Source organism: Kribbella hippodromi (assembly GCF_039531045.1).
Lineage (GTDB): Bacteria > Actinomycetota > Actinomycetes > Propionibacteriales > Kribbellaceae > Kribbella > Kribbella hippodromi.
In genome coordinates this window covers 14,973-32,583 of the sequence record NZ_BAAAPH010000020.1, presented here as the reverse complement: position 1 = coordinate 32,583, position 17,611 = coordinate 14,973, and the positions used below count along the sequence as shown (strand labels likewise).

Genomic DNA, 17,611 nt, shown 5'->3' with positions numbered 1-17,611 from the left:
TCTCAGCGCGACGGGCTCAGGGCGGCCAGGCGGGCTAGGTGGGTTTCGGTGAGGGTCAGGGCGGCGGCTGCGACGTTCTCTTCCAGGTGGTCGAGTGAGCTGGTGCCTGGGATGGGGACCAGCTGCGGTGAGCGGTGCAGGAGCCAGGACAGGGACAGTTGGGCGGCGGTTGCTCCGAGTTCGCCCGCGATCAGGCCGAGCAACTGGGAGGCGGCGTGTTCACCGTGCGCGATCGGCACCCACGGAATGAACGCGATCCCTTCGGCGGTGCAGTAGTCCAGGACCTCCTCATGCTGCCGGTCGGTGAGGTTGTAGCGGTTCTGCACACTCACCACCTCCACGTACCGGCGGGCCTCTTGCAACTGCTGCACCGATACCTCGGACAGTCCCACGTGCCGTACCTTGCCCTCGGCAACCAGTCCGGCCAGCGCGCCGAGCTGATCGGCGAGCGGCACCGCGGGATCGACGCGATGCAGTTGAAGGAGATCGATCCGCTCGACCCGCAGCCGGCGCAACGACAGCTCGGTGGCTTGACGCAGGTACTCGGGGCGGCCGCACGGTATCCACTCGCGCGGCGACGGCCGGGTGTGCCCGACCTTCGTCGCGATCAGCAGGTTGTCGTACGGATGCAGGGCTTCGGCGAGCAGTTCCTCGTTCGCGCCGACGCCGTACGCGTCCGCGGTGTCGATGAAGTCGATGCCGAGCTCGACGGCGCGGCGGGCGACCCGGATCGCTTCGGTACGGTCAGCGGCCGGGCGGTACCCGGTCAGGCGCATCGCGCCGAAGCCCAGCCGGTGGATGTCGAGTTCGCCGATCTTCAAACGCAGGTTGTCCATACCGGACAGGGTCCGGCCGGCGGATGGGGTCCTGGAAATGATTTAGACTGAGCTAAATGCTGACGATCACCTTCACGGTGCCGGACCTGGCCCGGACGCGGCTCGCGATGTCGCCGCTCTGGGAGGCGGTGGCGAGCATCCGGCTGCTCAAGGCATCACGGCCGCACCCGTTCCATCGCCGCTGGGTGTCGGCGGCGCGGCAGCAGATTGCCGGCGCGGAGCTGGGCCTGCTGTTCGATCTGGTCGACCCCACCGCTTGGTACCTGGCCGATTTCCTCACCCCGCCGCCGAACAGTCCGCTGCCAGACCTCGAGACCGACCTCGGCGCACTTCGCCGCGTACCGGCCGAGCAGGTCCGCGCCGACCTGGACGTGCTCGCGTACGCGCGCCGTACGCCGCTCGGGTCGCTGGCGGAGGTGCGGGTGCCGCGGAGGTTACGACGGGCCCGGCCCGATGAGCTGCCGTCCGCGGCGGTCGCCGCGCTGTACGCCGACCCGGACGCGGGCATCGCGCGACTCGCGGAACAGGTCGAGGCGTACTGGGAACTCGCGATCGCGCCGTACTGGGGACGGATCCGCGCGCTGCTCGACGGGGATCTGCTGTATCGCGGGCGGCGGTTGGGGCAGGCCGGGCCGGCTGGGTTGTTCGAGGATCTGGCCGACGGGGTGCGGTGGCGCGACGGGACGCTGTCGATTAGGCATCGGCGGTTCGGGGGTGAGCGGAACTTGTCCGGTGAGGGGCTGCTGCTGATTCCGTCGGCGTTCCTCTGGCCGACGGTGTACACGACCACGATCCCGCCGTGGCAGCCGACGCTCACGTACCCGGCGCGTGGGATGGCGGGGTTGTGGGACGAGTCGGGGCGGGCGACGCCGACAGGGCTGGCCGGCGTACTGGGGCGCTCGCGTGCCGAGCTGCTCAATCAGCTCGAGGGTCCGCTGTCGACGACCGAGCTGGCGCGGCGCACCGGGCTGACTCCGGGTGGTGTTTCACAGCACCTCACGGCGCTTCGGGACGCTGGGCTGGTGATCCCACATCGAGCCGGGCGGGTCGTGCTGTATGCCCGTACGCCGGCCGCCGAGGCGCTACTGGCCGCTGCCCGGTGAGGGGTAGGGGGTGGAGAGGAGGGGCCGGGTGCTGGTGAGGACCTGGCTGTAGTTGGCGCGGATGGTGGCGGCGTCGACGGTGATCGCTGGTTCGGGTTTGCCCAGCGGGACTTGCCAGGTGGGCGGGGTGGCGGCGCCGGACAACGCCCAGGCGGCCTGGCGAGCTGCGCCCAGGGCGACGTACTCGGCTGGTTCGGGGAGGACGATCTCCGCGCCGAGGAGAGCCGGAGCGAGGGCCTGGACGGCGCGGGAGCGGGCGCCGCCGCCGAGGAGCAGGACGCGCTGGACAGGTACGCCCTGGTCGCGGAGTGCGTCGACGGCGTCGGCGAGGCCGCAGAGCAAGCCCTCGACCGCCGCGCGGGCCATCGTCGCGGGTTGCATGGTGGCGCGGGTGAGTCCGTAGATCAGGCCGGTGGAGTGCGGGAGGTCGGGCGTACGTTCGCCGTCCAGGAACGGGAGCAGGACCAGGCCGTCGCTGCCGGATGACGTGATCGCTGCCTCGTCGAAGGCGGACAGCTCCAGGCCGAGGAGGTGGGCGGTCGCGGACATGACACGGGCCGCGTTCAAGGTGCAGACGAGCGGGAGGTACTCGCCGGTCGCGTCGGCGAAGGCGGCGACCAGGCCGGAGGCGTCCTTGGTGGGGTGCGCGCAGCGGGCGAACGCGGTGCCGCTGGTACCGAGCGAGACGGCGACGTCACCGGGCTGCAGGTCGAGCCCGAGCGCGGCGGCCGCGTTGTCGCCGGTGCCGGCCGCGATCACCGCACCGAACGCGGTCTCCCCCACCACTTCAGCAGGCCCCGCAACCCGCGGCAGCGCGAGCTGACGCCCAAACGCAAGCTCCACCAGATCAGTCCGGTAGTCATTGGTAGTCGGCGACCACCACCCCGTACCCGACGCGTCGCCCCGATCGGTGGTGATCCCCGCAATCCCCGACCGGTCGGCAGCCAGCCGGTGGGTCATCCAGTCATGCGGCAACACCACCGCCGCCGCCCGCCGCGCCGCCTCGCGGCGCATCGCCGCCGCGTCACCGCCTGCTGCGACACCGCCCGCCGCGGAGCGGGCGGCCTCGTCACGCAGCCAGCGCAGTTTGGTGACCGTGAACGACGGGACCGGGACGGAACCAATTGCCTCGGCCCAGGCTTCTGGACCGCCCAGCTCCGCGATGAGCTCGGTGGTGGCGTCGGCTGAGCTGGTGTCGTTCCAGAGGACTGCCGGGTGGACGACCTCGCCGGCCTCGTCCAGCAGGACCATGCCGTGTTGCTGACCACCGACCGCGATCGCCTGCACACCGTCGAGCAGACCGTCCGACGCGGTTTCCCACGCCTTCCACCACTCCGCCGGGTCCACCTGGGTGGCATCCGGGTGCGGCGCCCGCCCTTCGCGGACGACCGCTCCGGTCTCGGCGTCGCACACCAGAACCTTGGTCGCCTGGGTCGAGCAGTCAACCCCTGCAACCAGCCTCAGCTCAGTCATGGCTCCCAGACTAAAGGGCTTCGAGCGTGCGGCGGGCGCCGATCTCGTGGAGTGACTTCAAAGCAGCCTTGTACGGCGTCACGAACCGCTCGTCCGACGCCAAGTCACCGAACAGATCCGGGTCCGAAATGAACACCAACGGATCGTCCCGGTTGTGCCGCGCCCGCTCGACCAACGTGTCGCGCAACCGGTCCACGACCTCGATCGGCTGACCCTGTTCGTCCACGGCCTCCGCGTACCGCGCCCACGACGCGACCACCAGCACGGACCGGGTGATCTCCCGGCCGGCCGCCAACTGCTCACGCACCACCGGCAGCAACCACTTCGGGATCCGGTCCGAACTCTCCGCGCACAACCGCGCCAGCGTGTCCCGCACTTCCGGGTTCGCAAACCGTTCGATCAGCTGATGTTTGTACCGGTCCAGGTCCACCCCGGGCACTGCCGGCAACGTCGGCGTCCCTTCGTTGTCCATGTAGCCCAGCAGGAAGTCCACGAACAGCTTGTCCTGACACACCTCATGCGCGTAGCGATACCCGGACAAGAACCCGAGGTACGCCAGCGCCTGGTGCGATGCGTTCAGCAGCCGCAGTTTCATCAGCTCGTACGGCTCGACGTCCTCGACGATCTGGACGCCGACATCCTCGTACGGCGGCCGTACGCCCCCGAACTCATCCTCGAGCACCCACTGCGTGAACGGCTCGCACACCACCGGCCAGCCGTCCTCGATCCCGAACCGCTCCGCCAGCGCCTCCCGGTCGGCGTCGGTGGTGACCGGAGTGATCCGGTCGACCATGCAGTTCGGGAAGCGCACTTCGGCCGCGAGCCAGTCCGCCAGCGCCGCGTCCTTCAACCGGGCGAACGACACCAGCATCTTCCGCGCGACCTGCCCGTTCCCCGGGATGTTGTCGCAGGACATCACCGTGAACGGCGGTACGCCCGCATCCCGCCGCCGGCGCAGCGCCTCCACGATGAACCCGAAGGCGCTCCCCGGCGTCGCGCCCGGCTCCAGGTCGGCGGCCAGCGCCGGGTCCGAGGCGTCCAGCTCCCCGGTCACCTGGTTCACGTGGTAACCACCCTCGGTGATCGTCAGCGACACGATCCGGGTCGCCGGGTCGACCATCCGGGCGAGTACGGCCTCGCGGTCGTCGGGCGCGAACAGGTAGTCGACGATCGATCCGATCACGCGCGGTTCGAGTGTCCCGTCCGGGTGCTTGATCACCAGCGTGTACAGGTGGTCCTGGGCCGACAGCACGTCGTACATCCGGCGGTCCTGCGGGAGTACGCCGATGCCGACGATCCCCCAGTCGAGGGCTTTCCCGTCCGACATCAGCCGGTCCAGGTACATCGCCTGATGCGCCCGGTGGAAACCACCGACGCCGAAGTGCACGATCCCCGGCGTGACCGTCGCCCGGTCGTACGACGGCACCGCCACATCGTTGCCCAGGGCATCGAGAACCGCAGCTGACAACTTCACTTGACCGCCCCCAGCGACAGGCCCTGGACGAGTTTGTCCTGGGCAGCGAATCCGGCGATCAGCACCGGCAACGACACCACGATCGACGCGGCGCAGACTTTGGCGAGGAACAGTCCTTGGCTGGTCACGAACCCAGTCAAGAACACCGGCGCCGTCTGCGCCACCGTACCGGTCAGCACCCGGGCGAAGAGCAACTCGTTCCAGCTGAAGATGAAGCAGATCAGCGCCGCCGACGCGATCCCCGGCGTCACCACCGGCGCGACCACGGAGCGGAGCGTACGGGTCAGCGACGCGCCGTCGACGGAGGCCGCTTCGAGGATCTCGACCGGTACCTCGGACAGGAAGCTGCGCAGCATCCAGACCGCGATCGGCAGGTTCATCGACGTGTACAGGATGATCAGCAGCCAGATGTTGTCCAGGAATCCGGTCTTCTGCGCGAACAGATAGATCGGCAGCAGCCCGGCCACCACCGGCAGCATCTTCGTGGACAGGAAGAAGAACAGTACGTCCGTCCACTTCTTCACCGGCCGGATCGACAGCGCGTACGCGGCCGGGAACGCGAGCAGGATGACCAGCACCGTGGACAGGATGCTCGCGGTCAGCGAGTTCGCGATCGAGGGCCACGGTCCGCTGTCGAAGAACGACTTGTAACCGTCCAGCGTCAGCGGAGCAGCCACGTCCGGCGGGTTCTTCGCCGCGTCCTCCTCGGAGTGGAACGAGGTCAGCAGCATCCACAGCACCGGCAGGACGAACAGGATGCCGACAACCCAGGCCACCCCGCTCAGGACGAACCCACCGCCACGCTTCTTCTTCCCAGTCACGATCGCGACTTGGCCGCTCATCGACCGGTCTCCTCTCGGAACAGCGTGGACACCGAGCGCAGCGCGAACGTCGCGATCGCGATCGTCCCGATCACCACGATCACCCCCGCCGCCGACGCCCGCCCGTAGTCGTGCGCGGTGTAGAAGGTCTGATAGATCGTGTACGGCAGGTTGGCCGTACCGAGCCCGCCGGACGTGATCGTGAACACCGCGTCGAAGTTCTGCACCACGTAGATCGATCCGAGCAGCGCGGACAGTTCCAGGTACTGGCGCAGGTGCGGCAGCGTCATGTACCGGAAGATGTCCCACTGGTTCGCGCCGTCGATCCCGGCCGCCTCGATCACGTCCAGCGGACGGCTCTGCAGCCCGGCCAGCAGGATGAGCATCATGAACGGCGTCCACTGCCAGACCAGCGCGAAGATGATCGACCACAACGGCTGATTGCTGATCCAGTCCGGCTGTGGTGCGTTGTCGCCGAAGATCCACTTCAGGACGCCGTTGAACAGCCCGTACGTCGGGTTGTAGAGCGCGTGCTTCCAGAGCAGCGCGGCCGCGACCGGGACGACCAGGAACGGCGTGATCATCATCGTCCGGACGACACCACGACCACGGAACTTCCGGTCCAGCAACAAGGCGATCAGCAACCCCAGGACCAGACTGAGCAGCACCACGCCCGCGGTCAGCAGGATCGTCACCCAGATCGCGTTCCGGGTGTTCGCGTCGGTCAGCACCCGGCGGAAGTTCGCGAACCCGGCGAAACCGCGCTCGTCCGGGTAGTACGCGTTCCAGTCCATGAAGGACGTGATGATCGTGACCACGAACGGCAGCTGGGTGACGATGATCATGAACACCAGCGCCGGCAGCAACGGTGCCCGGCGCGCCCAGTTGCCGGCCTTGCGCATCATCGTGCCTTCGGAACCAGGTGGTGCCGCGGGCCGGTGCTCGGCTTCGGGTTTCGCGTCGACTGACATGAACGGCACCCCTTACTTCGCTGCGCGCGAGCGGTACCGCTCGGCGACGTCATCGGCGAGCACCTGCCCGCGTTTCAAGGCTTGGTCGACGCTCATCCGCCCGGCGATCGCCGAACTGACGTCCTGGCTGACCTGCGTCCCGAGGTCCGGGAACTCCGGGATGTCGATGAACTGGATGCCCGGCGCCGGGCGCGGCTGGGTCCCCGGGTTGTTCGGGTCGGCGTGCTCGATCGCGTTCTTGGTCGGTTCCGCGAACGCGGACGCCTCCTTGAGGTACGCCGGGTTCGCGTACGTCGACGTCCGCTTGCCCGCCGGGACCCGGGACCAGCCGAGCTTCTGGCCGACCAGGTTCTCGTAGCCCTTGCCCGAGGCCCAGGAGATGAACTTCCAGGCGTTGTCCTTCTTCTTCGAGGCTTCCTGGATTCCCCACGCCCACGCGTACAGCCAGCCGGAGCTGTCCGTCTTCACCACGGGCGCCGGGGCGTACCCCATCTTGCCCTTCACCGGTGAGTTCGGTGCCTCGAGCGAACCGGCGGCGGAGGTGGCGTCGTACCACATCGCGACGTTGCTCTGGACGGTGTTGTTCAGGCATTCGGTGAAGCCGGCCTGCGGCGCGCCCGCCTCGCCGTGCGCCCGGACCAGGTCGACGTAGAACTTGGTCGCCGCGGTGAACTCCGGCGAGTCCACCTGGGCCTGCCAGTCCTTGCTGAACCAGGTGCCGCCGAAGGTGTTCACGACCGTGGTCAGCGGGGCGAACAGCTGGCCCCAGCCGGGCTGGCCGCGCAGGCAGATGCCGCGCATACCGGGCTGGGCGTTGTCGACCTTGGCGGCGATGTCCGCGACCTCTTGCCAGGTCGGTTTGGCCGGCATCGTCACGCCCTTGGCGGCCAGGATGTCCTTGCGGTACATCAGGAACGAGGACTCGCCGTAGAACGGTTCGCCGTAGATCTTGCCGTCCTCGCCGGTCATCGACTGGGTCATCGGCTTGAGTACGTCGGCCTGGTCGAACGCGGCGTCCTTGCCGATGTAGTCCGACAGCGGCGCAATCCACTTGCTCTTCGCGTAGATCGGGATCTCGAAGTTGCTCAGTGACGCCACGTCGTACTGACCGGCCTGGCTGGAGAACTCCTGGCTGATCTTGTCCCGGACGTCGTTCTCCGGCAGCACGGTGAAGTTGACCTTGATGCCGGTCTGCTTGGTGAAGTTCTCGGCGGTCAGCTGTTGCAGGTCGACCATCTGCGGGTTGTTCACCATCAGCACGTTGATGCTGTCGGCACCGCCGCCACCACCGCCGCCACCCCAACCGGCACAGCCGCTGACCGCACTCAGCGCGAGTACGGTCCCGACCGCCACCAGCCGTGTCCTGAGCCTGCTTCCGGGCACAAGCCGCTCCAATCCGCTCAAATGAGCAAGCATCCGCTCATGCTACGAGTGAACCGGGAAGGCACTTGACCTGTCAAGGGGCTGTGCAACACTTGGGTTCGGTGGTGCTCAGATGAGCGGGGAGGCTGCAATGGAATCGAGTCCGGGTGCCGTCGGGCCGGCTCAGCTGGTCCTGACCGCGTCGATCGCGCGGCGGTACTACGTCGACGGCCGGTCCAAGGTGGAGATCGCCGACGAGTTCCGGCTCAGCCGGTTCAAGGTCGCGCGGCTGCTCGACCAGGCCCGCAGCAGCGGTTTGGTACGGATCGAGATCAGCCATCCGGGCGCCATCGACCTGGACCTGTCCGCCCGCCTGCAGGAGGCGCTCGGCCTGCGCCGCGCGATCGTCGTCGACACTCCCGAGGTCGACGACCCGGCGCTGCGGACCCAGCTCGGCAAGGCCGCCGCCGATCTGCTGTCGGAGATCGTCACCGCCGAGGACGTCCTCGGGCTGGCCTGGGCGCGGGCAGTGACCGCGATGACCGAGCAGCTGACGTCACTCGCGCCCGTGCCGGTCGTACAGCTCACCGGCGCGCTCACCCGGCCGGACGTCGAGGCGAACTCGGTCGAGCTGGTCCGGCACACCGCGCGGCTTTCCGGCGGCCCGGCGTACCTGTTCTACGCGCCGCTCGTGGTCCCGGACGCGGCGACCGCGCGGGCCTTGCGGCAGCAGCCTGAGGTCGCGGAGGCGATCGGCCACTTCGACTCGGTCTCGAAGGCAGTCGTCGGGCTCGGCTCCTGGTCGGCCGGGCAGTCGACGTTGTACGACGCGATGGACCCGAAGGCGTGTGTCCAGCTTGAAAAGGGCGGGGTGGTCGCGGACATCTCGGGTGTGTTCGTCGACGCCGACGGCGTACCCGTCCACAGCCGGGTGACCGATCGGGTGATCGCGATCAACGCGGAGCAGATGGCCAAGATCGACGAGGTGATCGCGATTCCGTACGGGCTGGCGAAGGTCGCTGCGGTACGGGCCGCCGTACGCAGCGGACTGGTGAACGGGATCGTTACCCACGCACCCCTGGCGAAGGCGCTGCTGAACGAGACAGACTGACCGGCGATGCCTGACGAGACGTTGCTGCTCGGCGGGACTGCGAACCGCGGGTTCGTCGTGCGGATCGGAGACACCGTCCGGCGGCCGCTGCGTGCCAGTAGCGGGGCGACGCATGCGTTGCTGGAGTACTTGGAGCGGGTCGGCTTCGACGGTGCACCGCGGTTGCTGGGCGTCGACGAGCAAGGGCGGGAAGTGCTGTCGTACCTGCCTGGCGAGACCGTGCAGGCGCCGTACCCGGCGTGGTCGATGACGGATGCGGCGTTGGACAGCGTGGCCGTGCTGCTGCGGTCGTACCACGAGGCGGTGGCGGACTTCCGGCCGGTTGGGCTGGAGTGGGCCGAGCCGGTACCGGACGCGTACGTGACTGGGCTGATCGGGCACAACGATCCGAACCTCGACAACGTGGTGTTCCGGGACGGGGTCGCGGTCGCGTTGATCGACTTCGATCTCGCCGGGCCGGGGTCGGCGTTGTGGGATGTGGCGACTGCGGTGCGGTTGTGGGCGCCGCTGCGGCCGGAGGCGGATATTCATGACGTACGCCGGGGGCGCTCGGCGGAGCGGTTGCGGCGTTTCGCGGACAGTTATGGGCTGTCGGGGGCGGATCGCGCGCGGTTGGTGCAGGCGGCGGCGGACAATCACGTGTGGTGCATGGACTACGTACGCCGTGGGGCTGAGACCGGACATCCGTGGTTCCACCAACGATGGACGAGTGGCGAATCCGAACTGACCGACCGGACCAACGCGTGGTTCAAGCAGTCGGCGCAGGTCCTCCGCCAGATTCTCGAGAACTGAGCTCCTGCTCGCCTTCGGCGATGCCCTCGTAGTACTTCTCCTGCAGCCGCCCAATCCAGTGCGGGATGAAGACCGCGGCGATACTCGGTGCGATCATCGGCGAGGAGTCCCCGGCGATCGGGCCGCCGGTCTGGTCGTAGATGAACGACAGCACGAGCTCCACCGCCACCAGGCCGATCACGAAGGCCCAGCCGATCTGGCAGATCCGGGGGCCTTCTGAGGCGATCAGGCCTCGGCGGGTCACTGCGCCGATCGTGTACAGCACGCCGGTGAGCGCGACCGGCATCGCGGTGGCGATCAGGAACCACCGGTCGGCGCCGGCGTAGTCGCCGTACCCGCGGAGGATCAGCACGGCGGACACGAACCAGCCCACGGCGGCCAGCGCGTACACCGCGGCTCCCAGCTTCAGTTTCGGCACACCTGGTTATCGCTGGGCGGGATTGGCCGTTACGGGTGGGCGTGGCGGAGAATGTCCGGATGCGTTCACGGGTGGTGTTGCTGGCGGGGCCGTCGGGGGCCGGGAAGTCGCGGCTCGCCGAGCACGCCGGGCTGCCCGTGGTCCGGCTGGACGACTTCTACCGCGACGGTGACGACGCCGCGATGCCGCGCTCACCGCTCGGCATCGTCGATTGGGACGACCCACGCTCCTGGGACGGCGACCGCGCCGTCGCCGCGCTCGAGCAGCTGTGTACGACCGGCGCCGCCGAGCTACCGATCTACGACATCGCCGCCGACGGTACTGTCGGTCATCGTCCCGTCACCACGGACGGTTCGCCGCTGATCGTTGCTGAGGGCATCTTCGCCGACCAGATCACCGGCGCACTGCGCGAGCGCGACCTGCTCGCGGCGGCGATCTGCGTGTACCACCACCGGATCGTCACGTTCGCGCGCCGGTTCCAGCGGGATCTCCGTGAGCACCGCAAACCCCCGCTCACCCTGCTCCGCCGCGGTCTCCTGCTGCTCCGCGACGACCCGAAGGTGATTCGCCGCTGCGTCGACGCGGGCTGCGAACCGCTCCACCCGAAGGCCGCCCGCGCCCGGATCGAGACGCTTCTCACTGCGGCCGCATCTCAATAACAGGAGCCTGTTCGCCTGAAGTTCACCAACGTCTGGTGCCATCAACTCCGAGATGCCGAAAACGCTGTGGGGGGCGTGTGGCCGGACGGAGAGGGACCGTGACGCGAAGTGCGCCAGGCGTTGCCGTTGCAGTGACCGCGCTGCTGCTGGGCGTGACCGCCTGCGGCAACGAGGACGGCTCATCGGCCGGTGCCGGACCGTCCCCCGCCGCTGATCATTCGGCACTCTCCGGTCCGGTGGAGCGACCCACGAAGAGCGCGCTCGCCGAGTACGTCGTACTGCCTCGTGGTTTTGTCGCTGACACCCGGAAGGGGACTGGTCCGTTCACCGCGAGCGCGTTCCTGAACACGTGGTCCGCGGATCCTGCTTTGGATCGGGCGTTGCTGCTGAATGCGAGTTTCGTGGAGGGTTACCGGGCGACCCGGTTGAGTCCGGACAAGAAGAAGCGCTACACGCTGCAATTGTTCAAAGCCGGCTCCGCGGCGAAGGCGAAGACGCTGCAGCAGGGGTTGTGGTCGCAGGACAGCCGTCAGCACCCGTTCGCGATCCCGAACGCGCTCGCCGACGCCCACGTCGAGTACGACGGCGCCGCCGACCAGTCCGTAGCCATCGCCGAAGCCAGCCTCACCGTCGGCGCAATCGTCGCCGAACTAACCATCCGCGAAACCGCACCCCTGGGCACCACCCTCACCCCCGACACAGCCCTCCTCACCACCCTCACCAAAGACCAACACACCCGCCTAACCACCCCCACCTCCAACTGAAACACCCACGGGCCAACCCAGCACCTCAGGGGTTGGCCCCTAAGCTGGTGGGTTGGCCCCTCGAAATCCCGGGGGGCAACCCACCAGCTCGGGGGTTGACCCCTAGCTGATTCGGTCGATTACGAGGGGGGCGGGTTGGTGGGTGGGGGCTACGGCGACGGCGGTGGTGAGGGAGTCCAGGGCGCGGGGGATGCGGGTGGGGTCGTCGGTGTGGAGGGTTAGGAGGGGCTGGCCTTCGGTGATGTGGTCGCCGGGCTTGGCGTGGAGTTGGACGCCGGCTACCGGGGAGACGGGGTCTTCCTTGCGGGCGCGGCCGGCGCCGAGGCGCCAGGCGGCGACGCCCACCGCGAGTGCGTCCAGCTTTGACAGCACCCCAGTTGAAGGAGCGGGTACGACGTGCTGCTCCGGCGCGACCGGGAGTTCGGCGTCCGGGTCACCGCCCTGCGCGGAGATCATCGCCCGCCACGCGTCCATCGCACTGCCGTCGCGAAGCTTCTCCGCCGGGTCCACATCGGTCACACCAGCCGCGGCGAGCATTTCGGCCGCGAGCGCGAGCGTCAGCTCGATGACATCGGCGGGACCACCACCGGCCAGCACCTCGACCGACTCCCGCACCTCGAGCGCGTTCCCCGCGGTCAACCCGAGCGGCACCGACATATCGGTGAGCAAGGCAACCGTCTTCACCCCGGCATCGGTGCCCAGAGCAACCATCGTCTCGGCGAGCTCACGCGCGTTCGCCAGATCCTTCATGAAAGCACCGGAGCCGACCTTCACATCCAGCACCAGCGCGCCCGTACCCTCGGCGATCTTCTTGCTCATGATCGAGCTGGCGATCAGCGGAATCGCCTCGACCGTACCGGTGACGTCGCGCAACGCGTACAGCTTCTTGTCAGCCGGAGCCAGCCCGTCACCGGCCGCGCAGATCACCGCGCCGGTGTCCTCCAACTGCCGCATCATTTCGTCGTTCGACAACGCCGCCCGCCAGCCCGGGATCGACTCCAGCTTGTCCAGCGTCCCGCCGGTGTGGCCGAGGCCGCGACCGGACAGCTGCGGTACGGCGACCCCGCACGCGGCCACCAACGGTGCCAGCGGCAACGTGATCTTGTCGCCGACGCCACCGGTCGAGTGCTTGTCGGCGGTCGGCCGGGACAGCTTGCCGAAGTCCATCCGCTCGCCGGACGCGATCATCGCGGCTGTCCAGCGGGCGATCTCGCGCCGGTTCATCCCGTTCAGCAGGATCGCCATCGCCAGTGCGGACATCTGCTCGTCGGCGACGTCGCCCTTGGTGTAGGCGTCGATCACCCAGTCGATCTGCCCGTCGCTCAGTTCGCCCCGGTCGCGCTTGGTACGGATCACGTCCACCGCGTCGAAACTCATCTATTCCTCCAGAAACTCGGGCCCGAACGCGTCCGGCAGCAACTCCCGCAGCGGCCGGACGCCGGTCGCCGTCTCGATCAGCATGGCCGGGCCACCATGCTCGTGCAGCAACTGCCGGCACCGTCCACACGGCGTCAGCAGGTGCCCGTGCCGGTCCACACAGGTGAACGCGACCAGCCGCCCGCCGCCGGTCCGGTGCAGCTCCGACACCAGACCGCATTCGGCGCACAACGTCAGCCCGTACGAGGCGTTCTCGACGTTGCAGCCGGCCACGATCCGGCCGTCGTCGGCGTACGCGGCCGCACCCACCGCGAACCCGGAGTACGGCGCGTACGCACGGTGCATCGCGTCGACGGCCGCCGTCCGCAGCGCCGGCCAGTCGACCTCACTCGGTGACGTACGGCTCACCATCGGCCTTTGGCGCTCTGACCCGTCCGACCAGACCGGCCACCGCGATGATGGTCGCCAGGTACGGTGCCATCAGCAACAACTGGCCCGGGATCGGGGTGTTGATGATCTGGAGCTGGGACTGCAGCTGGGTCGCGAACCCGAAGAACAACGCGGCGACGGTCGCACCGATCGGGTGCCAGCGGCCCATGATCAGCGCGGCCAGCGCGATGAACCCGTTGCCCGCGGTCATTTCCTTGCTGAACGATCCGGCGTACCCGACCGTGAAGAACGCACCGCCCAGACCGGCAAGTACGCCGGCCGCGAGCACCGCCGAGTACCGGATGCGCTTGACCTTGATCCCGACGGTGTCGGCCGCCTTCGGGTGCTCGCCGACCGCGCGGATGCGCAAACCCCAGCGGGTCTGGAACAACACGAACGTGACCACCACGACCGCCAGGTACATCAGGTAGACCAGGATCGTCTGGCGGAACAGGATCGGCCCGATGAACGGGATGTCGCCCAGCCCCGGGATCTTGATCGCCGACAGCACGGCCGGTGTGTTCAGCTGATCCGCCTTCGGCTGCATGAACTGGTCGAACAGGAAGCCGGTGATACCGGTCGCGAAGACCACCAGCACGACCCCGAGGACTACCTGGTTGACCAGGTACTTGATCGAGAACACCGCCAGCAGCGCGGCCATCACCACACCGCTCGCGGACGCGGCGATCAGCGCCGCCGCGGCACTGCCGGTCGTACTCGACACGATCGCCGCGGTGAACGCGCCGACCAGGAACTGGCCCTCGATCGCGATGTTGATGACACCGGCCCGCTCGCACATCACGCCGGCCAGCGCGCCGAGGATCAGCGGGGTGGCGAAGTTCAGCGTGCCCTGGAACTGGTTGGCCAGCGGGAAGGTCTTGCCGGCCGCCGCCCAGCACAGGAACGCGCCGATGAAGCAGATGCCGAGCGCGGCGGCGAGCCAGCCGGAGTACCGCTGCGGCACCCGGCGCAGCACGTACGCAACCGCCGCGCCGACGCCGACGATGCCCAGGATCAGGCCGACCGTCTGCGCGGGCAGCCCGAGCAGGTTGTTCTCGAAGTCCCCCGACACCAGCTGGAACGTCGCTTTGCCGCCCTTGGTGAAGATCGCCAGCCCGAGACCGAGCAGCGCGAACACCACCATCAGACCGCCGACCCGCAACCGCCGGGTCCGCTCGGCCGGCGCCTCGATCTGGCGTCCGGCCGGTGCCGCGGCCGGAACCGCGTCCGGAGTCGTGTCGCTCATCCGTTCCAACCCTTCGCGAGAACGGCGCCGGCGCCGCGTTCCTTCGGCAGGAAGCGGAAGATCGAGCGCACCAGCGCCGGAGCCGCGACGAACAGCACGATCACGGCCTGCAGGACAGTGGTCAGGGTCAGCGGCGTCTGCGTGATCAGCTGCATCTGCAGACCGCCCGCGTTCAGCGCGCCGAACAGCAACCCGGCCAGTACGGTGCCGAGTGGCGTACCGCGTCCGAGCAGCGCGACCGTGATCGCGTCGAACCCGACCGACGCCGCGACGCCATCGGTCAGCGGTAGATCAGTGCCGAGTACCTGTTGAACACCGGCCAAACCGGCCAGCGCTCCGGCAACAACCATCGCGATCACGTACGCACGACCGACCGACATGCCCGCCGTACGAGACGCGTCCGCGTTCGCACCGACTGCCCGCAGCTCGAAGCCGATCGTGGACTTGTTCAGCAACCACCACACGAAGACCGCGGCCAGCAACGCCAGGACGAACCCGAGGTGCAACCGGGTGCCGCCGAACTTCGGGAACTGGGCGTTCGCGTCCACGATCGGCGAGATCGGGTCGGTCCGCCCCGGCCGCTGGAAGGTCGTTGTCGTCAGCAACCACTGCAGCAGGTAGATCGCGACGTAGTTCAGCATGATCGTCACGATCACCTCGTGCGCACCCGTACGCGCCTTCAGCAGGCCGACGACACCACCCCAGATCGCACCGCCGACCAGGCCGGCCACGATCGCGAGGACGAGGTGCAGGACCGGCGGGAGGTGCCAGGCGAAACCGACGTACGCCGCGAGCACCGCGCCCATGATCAGCTGGCCCTGCGCGCCGATGTTGAACAGCCCGGTCCGGAACGCGAGCGAAACCGCCAGGCCACCGCAGATCAGCGGCGTGGCCTGGGTCAGCGACTCGCTGATCGGCGTCCAGCCGCCGAGCGCACCGGCGGCCAGCGACTTGTACGCCTCGCCGACCGCGCTCAGCGCCGCCGAGATCGTGTCCATCGGCGCGGCACCGAAGTACCCGACCGTGGTCTGCACCTTGTCGTCGCCGACGATGATCAGGATCGCCCCGACCACCAGCGCCAGCACGACCGCGCTCAGCGACACCAGGCCCTGGACCGCCCAGGTGGGCAGCCCGGACCGCTGCGGCTCCTTGGCCGGAGCCGGCGCCGGAGCGGGCTCGGCAGGAGTTTCTGTGTTGTTCTCTTCGGGCGTCATCTAGATGGTTCCCAACGTGGTCGGGTGCTCGATCGCCTCGTCGTGCGCCTCGGACTTGGACGCGCCGGCCATCATCAGGCCGAGCTCGTCGCGGGGGGTGTCGGCCGGTACGACGCCGACCACCTTGCCGCGGTACATCACCGCGACCCGGTCCGCCAGCGCGGCGATCTCGTCCAGCTCGGTGGACACGATCAGCACCGCCGTACCGTTGTCGCGCTCTTCCACGATCCGGGTGTGCAGGAACTCGATCGAGCCCACGTCCACGCCGCGGGTCGGCTGCGAGGCGACCAGCAGCTTCAGCGGCCGGGACAGCTCCCGGGCCAGTACGACCTTCTGCTGGTTGCCGCCGGACAACGACGACACCGCCAGGTCGATGCTCTGCGTACGGATGTCGAACTCCTCGACCCGGGCCGTTGCGTTCTTCTCGATCTCGTCCGTCCGCAGCGACAGCCCGTTGCCGAAGGGCGCCTGCCGGAAGAGGTCCAGTACCAGGTTCTCCGCGACCGAGAACGAGGCGACGAAACCGTCGTGCGCGCGGTCCTCGGGGACGTACCCGATGCCGGCGTCGAGCCGGTGCCGGGTGTTCCGCCCGGTCAGGTCCTCGCCGTCCAGGCTGATCTTGCCGGCCGCCACCGGGGTCAGCCCGAGCAGCGCCTCGGCGAGCTCGGTCTGGCCGTTGCCCTGCACGCCGGCGACCGCGAGGATCTCACCGGCGCGTACCTCGAGGTCCACGTCGTCGACCGCGGTGAAGCCACGCTCGTCGATCACGGTCAGCCCCTCGACCCGCAGCACCGTGTCCTTCGGCTCGGCCGGCGCCTTGTCCACGACCAGATCGACCGCGCGGCCGACCATCAGCTCGGCCAGCTCCTCCTCAGACGCGGACGGCTCGGCGTTGCCGACCACCCGGCCGCGGCGGATCACGGTGATCTTGTCCGCGATCGCCTTCACCTCTTTGAGCTTGTGGGTGATGAAGACGATCGACGTGCCACTCTCCTTGAGCTGCCGCATCACGCCGATCAGCTCGTCGATCTCGGCCGGGGTGAGTACCGCGGTCGGCTCGTCCAGGATCAGCACGCTGGCGTCGTTGGTGAGCGCCTTGATGATCTCGACCCGCTGCTGGACACCGACCGGAAGGTCCTCGACCAGTGCCTCCGGATCGACCTGCAGGCCGTACCGGTCGGACAGCTGGGTGACCAGGGCGTGCGCCTTCTTCCGGTCCAGTACGCCGCCGGGGTGGGTGTTCTCCCGGCCGAGCATGATGTTCTCGGCGACGGTGAACACCGGGACCAGCATGAAGTGCTGGTGCACCATCCCGATCCGGTGCTTGATCGCGTCACTCGGCGAGGTGATCTTCACCTTTTCGCCGTCGATCAGGATCTCGCCCTCGTCGGGCTGCAGCAGCCCGTACAGCATGTTCATCAGCGTGCTCTTGCCGGCGCCGTTCTCACCGAGCAGGCAGTGGATCTCGCCCGGCTCGATGACCAGGTCGATGTGATCGTTGGCGACCAGCGAGCCGAAGCTCTTGGTCAGCCCGGACAGCTCGAGGTGCATGCGGGGACGC

Annotated in this window: 17 protein-coding genes; 5 read left to right on the top strand and 12 right to left on the bottom strand. The window is 68.5% G+C overall.

The window, feature by feature from the left end; genetic code table 11:
• Positions 1–2 precede the first annotated feature (2 nt).
• On the bottom strand, positions 3–836 hold the full coding sequence (locus ABD260_RS27385; protein WP_344237862.1) for an aldo/keto reductase: 834 nt from the start codon (positions 834–836) through the stop codon (positions 3–5).
• A gap of 56 nt (positions 837–892) precedes the next feature.
• On the opposite strand from ABD260_RS27385, the gene ABD260_RS27380 reads away from it, so the two are divergent.
• The gene (locus tag ABD260_RS27380) at positions 893–1,939 is read left to right on the top strand and encodes an ArsR/SmtB family transcription factor (RefSeq protein WP_344237860.1); all 1,047 of its coding nucleotides are present in this window, start codon (positions 893–895) and stop codon (positions 1,937–1,939) included.
• Here ABD260_RS27380 and ABD260_RS27375 read toward each other — a convergent pair.
• The 5 genes from ABD260_RS27375 to ABD260_RS27355 are packed head-to-tail and all read right to left on the bottom strand — an operon-like array spanning position 1,919 to position 8,031.
• Positions 1,919–3,412, bottom strand: coding sequence for an FGGY family carbohydrate kinase (locus tag ABD260_RS27375; protein WP_344237858.1), 1,494 nt, complete (start codon positions 3,410–3,412; stop codon positions 1,919–1,921). The two genes, ABD260_RS27380 and ABD260_RS27375, sit on opposite strands and share 21 nt — an antisense overlap.
• Before the next feature lie 10 nt (positions 3,413–3,422).
• A complete protein-coding gene (locus ABD260_RS27370; protein WP_344237856.1) occupies positions 3,423–4,886 on the bottom strand; it encodes a mannitol dehydrogenase family protein in 1,464 nt (487 codons plus the stop codon).
• On the bottom strand, positions 4,883–5,728 hold the full coding sequence (locus tag ABD260_RS27365; protein WP_344237854.1) for a carbohydrate ABC transporter permease: 846 nt from the start codon (positions 5,726–5,728) through the stop codon (positions 4,883–4,885). Before ABD260_RS27365 ends, ABD260_RS27370 begins: the two co-directional genes overlap by 4 nt.
• On the bottom strand, positions 5,725–6,678 hold the full coding sequence (locus tag ABD260_RS27360) for a carbohydrate ABC transporter permease (protein ID WP_344237852.1): 954 nt from the start codon (positions 6,676–6,678) through the stop codon (positions 5,725–5,727). The genes ABD260_RS27365 and ABD260_RS27360 overlap by 4 nt, the downstream gene beginning before the upstream one ends.
• Before the next feature lie 12 nt (positions 6,679–6,690).
• On the bottom strand, positions 6,691–8,031 hold the full coding sequence (locus tag ABD260_RS27355; RefSeq protein WP_344237850.1) for an ABC transporter substrate-binding protein: 1,341 nt from the start codon (positions 8,029–8,031) through the stop codon (positions 6,691–6,693).
• Positions 8,032–8,191: 160 nt separating this feature from the next.
• Between ABD260_RS27355 and ABD260_RS27350 the strand changes: the two genes are divergently transcribed.
• Complete coding sequence (locus tag ABD260_RS27350; RefSeq protein ID WP_344237848.1) at positions 8,192–9,151, top strand: sugar-binding transcriptional regulator; 960 nt, start codon at positions 8,192–8,194, stop codon at positions 9,149–9,151.
• 6 nt (positions 9,152–9,157) lie between these two features.
• On the top strand, positions 9,158–9,943 hold the full coding sequence (locus tag ABD260_RS27345) for a phosphotransferase (RefSeq protein ID WP_344237846.1): 786 nt from the start codon (positions 9,158–9,160) through the stop codon (positions 9,941–9,943).
• On the opposite strand, the gene ABD260_RS27340 is transcribed toward ABD260_RS27345, so the two are convergent.
• Positions 9,900–10,361 carry a hypothetical protein gene (locus ABD260_RS27340; RefSeq protein WP_344237844.1) on the bottom strand — a complete coding sequence of 154 codons (462 nt, stop codon included), beginning with the start codon at positions 10,359–10,361 and terminating at the stop codon, positions 9,900–9,902. The genes ABD260_RS27345 and ABD260_RS27340 overlap by 44 nt on opposite strands.
• Positions 10,362–10,420: 59 nt before the next feature.
• Here ABD260_RS27340 and ABD260_RS27335 point away from each other — a divergent pair, with 59 nt between their 5' ends.
• Both ABD260_RS27335 and ABD260_RS27330 read left to right on the top strand, forming a co-directional pair.
• Positions 10,421–11,020: a uridine kinase family protein gene (locus ABD260_RS27335; RefSeq protein WP_344237842.1), complete on the top strand. Its 600-nt coding sequence runs from the start codon at positions 10,421–10,423 to the stop codon at positions 11,018–11,020.
• Between the two features lie 98 nt (positions 11,021–11,118).
• The gene (locus tag ABD260_RS27330) at positions 11,119–11,784 is read left to right on the top strand and encodes a hypothetical protein (protein ID WP_344237840.1); all 666 of its coding nucleotides are present in this window, start codon (positions 11,119–11,121) and stop codon (positions 11,782–11,784) included.
• A 102-nt stretch (positions 11,785–11,886) separates the two neighbouring features.
• On the opposite strand, the gene ABD260_RS27325 is transcribed toward ABD260_RS27330, so the two are convergent.
• From ABD260_RS27325 to ABD260_RS27305, 5 genes are read right to left on the bottom strand one after another with little or no spacing between them, the layout of a single operon-like run.
• Complete coding sequence (locus tag ABD260_RS27325; RefSeq protein ID WP_344237838.1) at positions 11,887–13,161, bottom strand: thymidine phosphorylase; 1,275 nt, start codon at positions 13,159–13,161, stop codon at positions 11,887–11,889.
• Entirely contained in the window at positions 13,162–13,572 is a 411-nt protein-coding gene (locus ABD260_RS27320; RefSeq protein ID WP_344237836.1) for a cytidine deaminase, read from the bottom strand.
• Complete coding sequence (locus tag ABD260_RS27315) at positions 13,547–14,836, bottom strand: ABC transporter permease (protein ID WP_344237834.1); 1,290 nt, start codon at positions 14,834–14,836, stop codon at positions 13,547–13,549. The genes ABD260_RS27320 and ABD260_RS27315 overlap by 26 nt, the downstream gene beginning before the upstream one ends.
• On the bottom strand, positions 14,833–16,050 hold the full coding sequence (locus ABD260_RS27310) for an ABC transporter permease (RefSeq protein ID WP_344237832.1): 1,218 nt from the start codon (positions 16,048–16,050) through the stop codon (positions 14,833–14,835). The genes ABD260_RS27315 and ABD260_RS27310 overlap by 4 nt, the downstream gene beginning before the upstream one ends.
• Positions 16,051–17,601, bottom strand: coding sequence for an ABC transporter ATP-binding protein (locus ABD260_RS27305; RefSeq protein WP_344237830.1), 1,551 nt, complete (start codon positions 17,599–17,601; stop codon positions 16,051–16,053).
• Positions 17,602–17,611 lie beyond the last annotated feature (10 nt).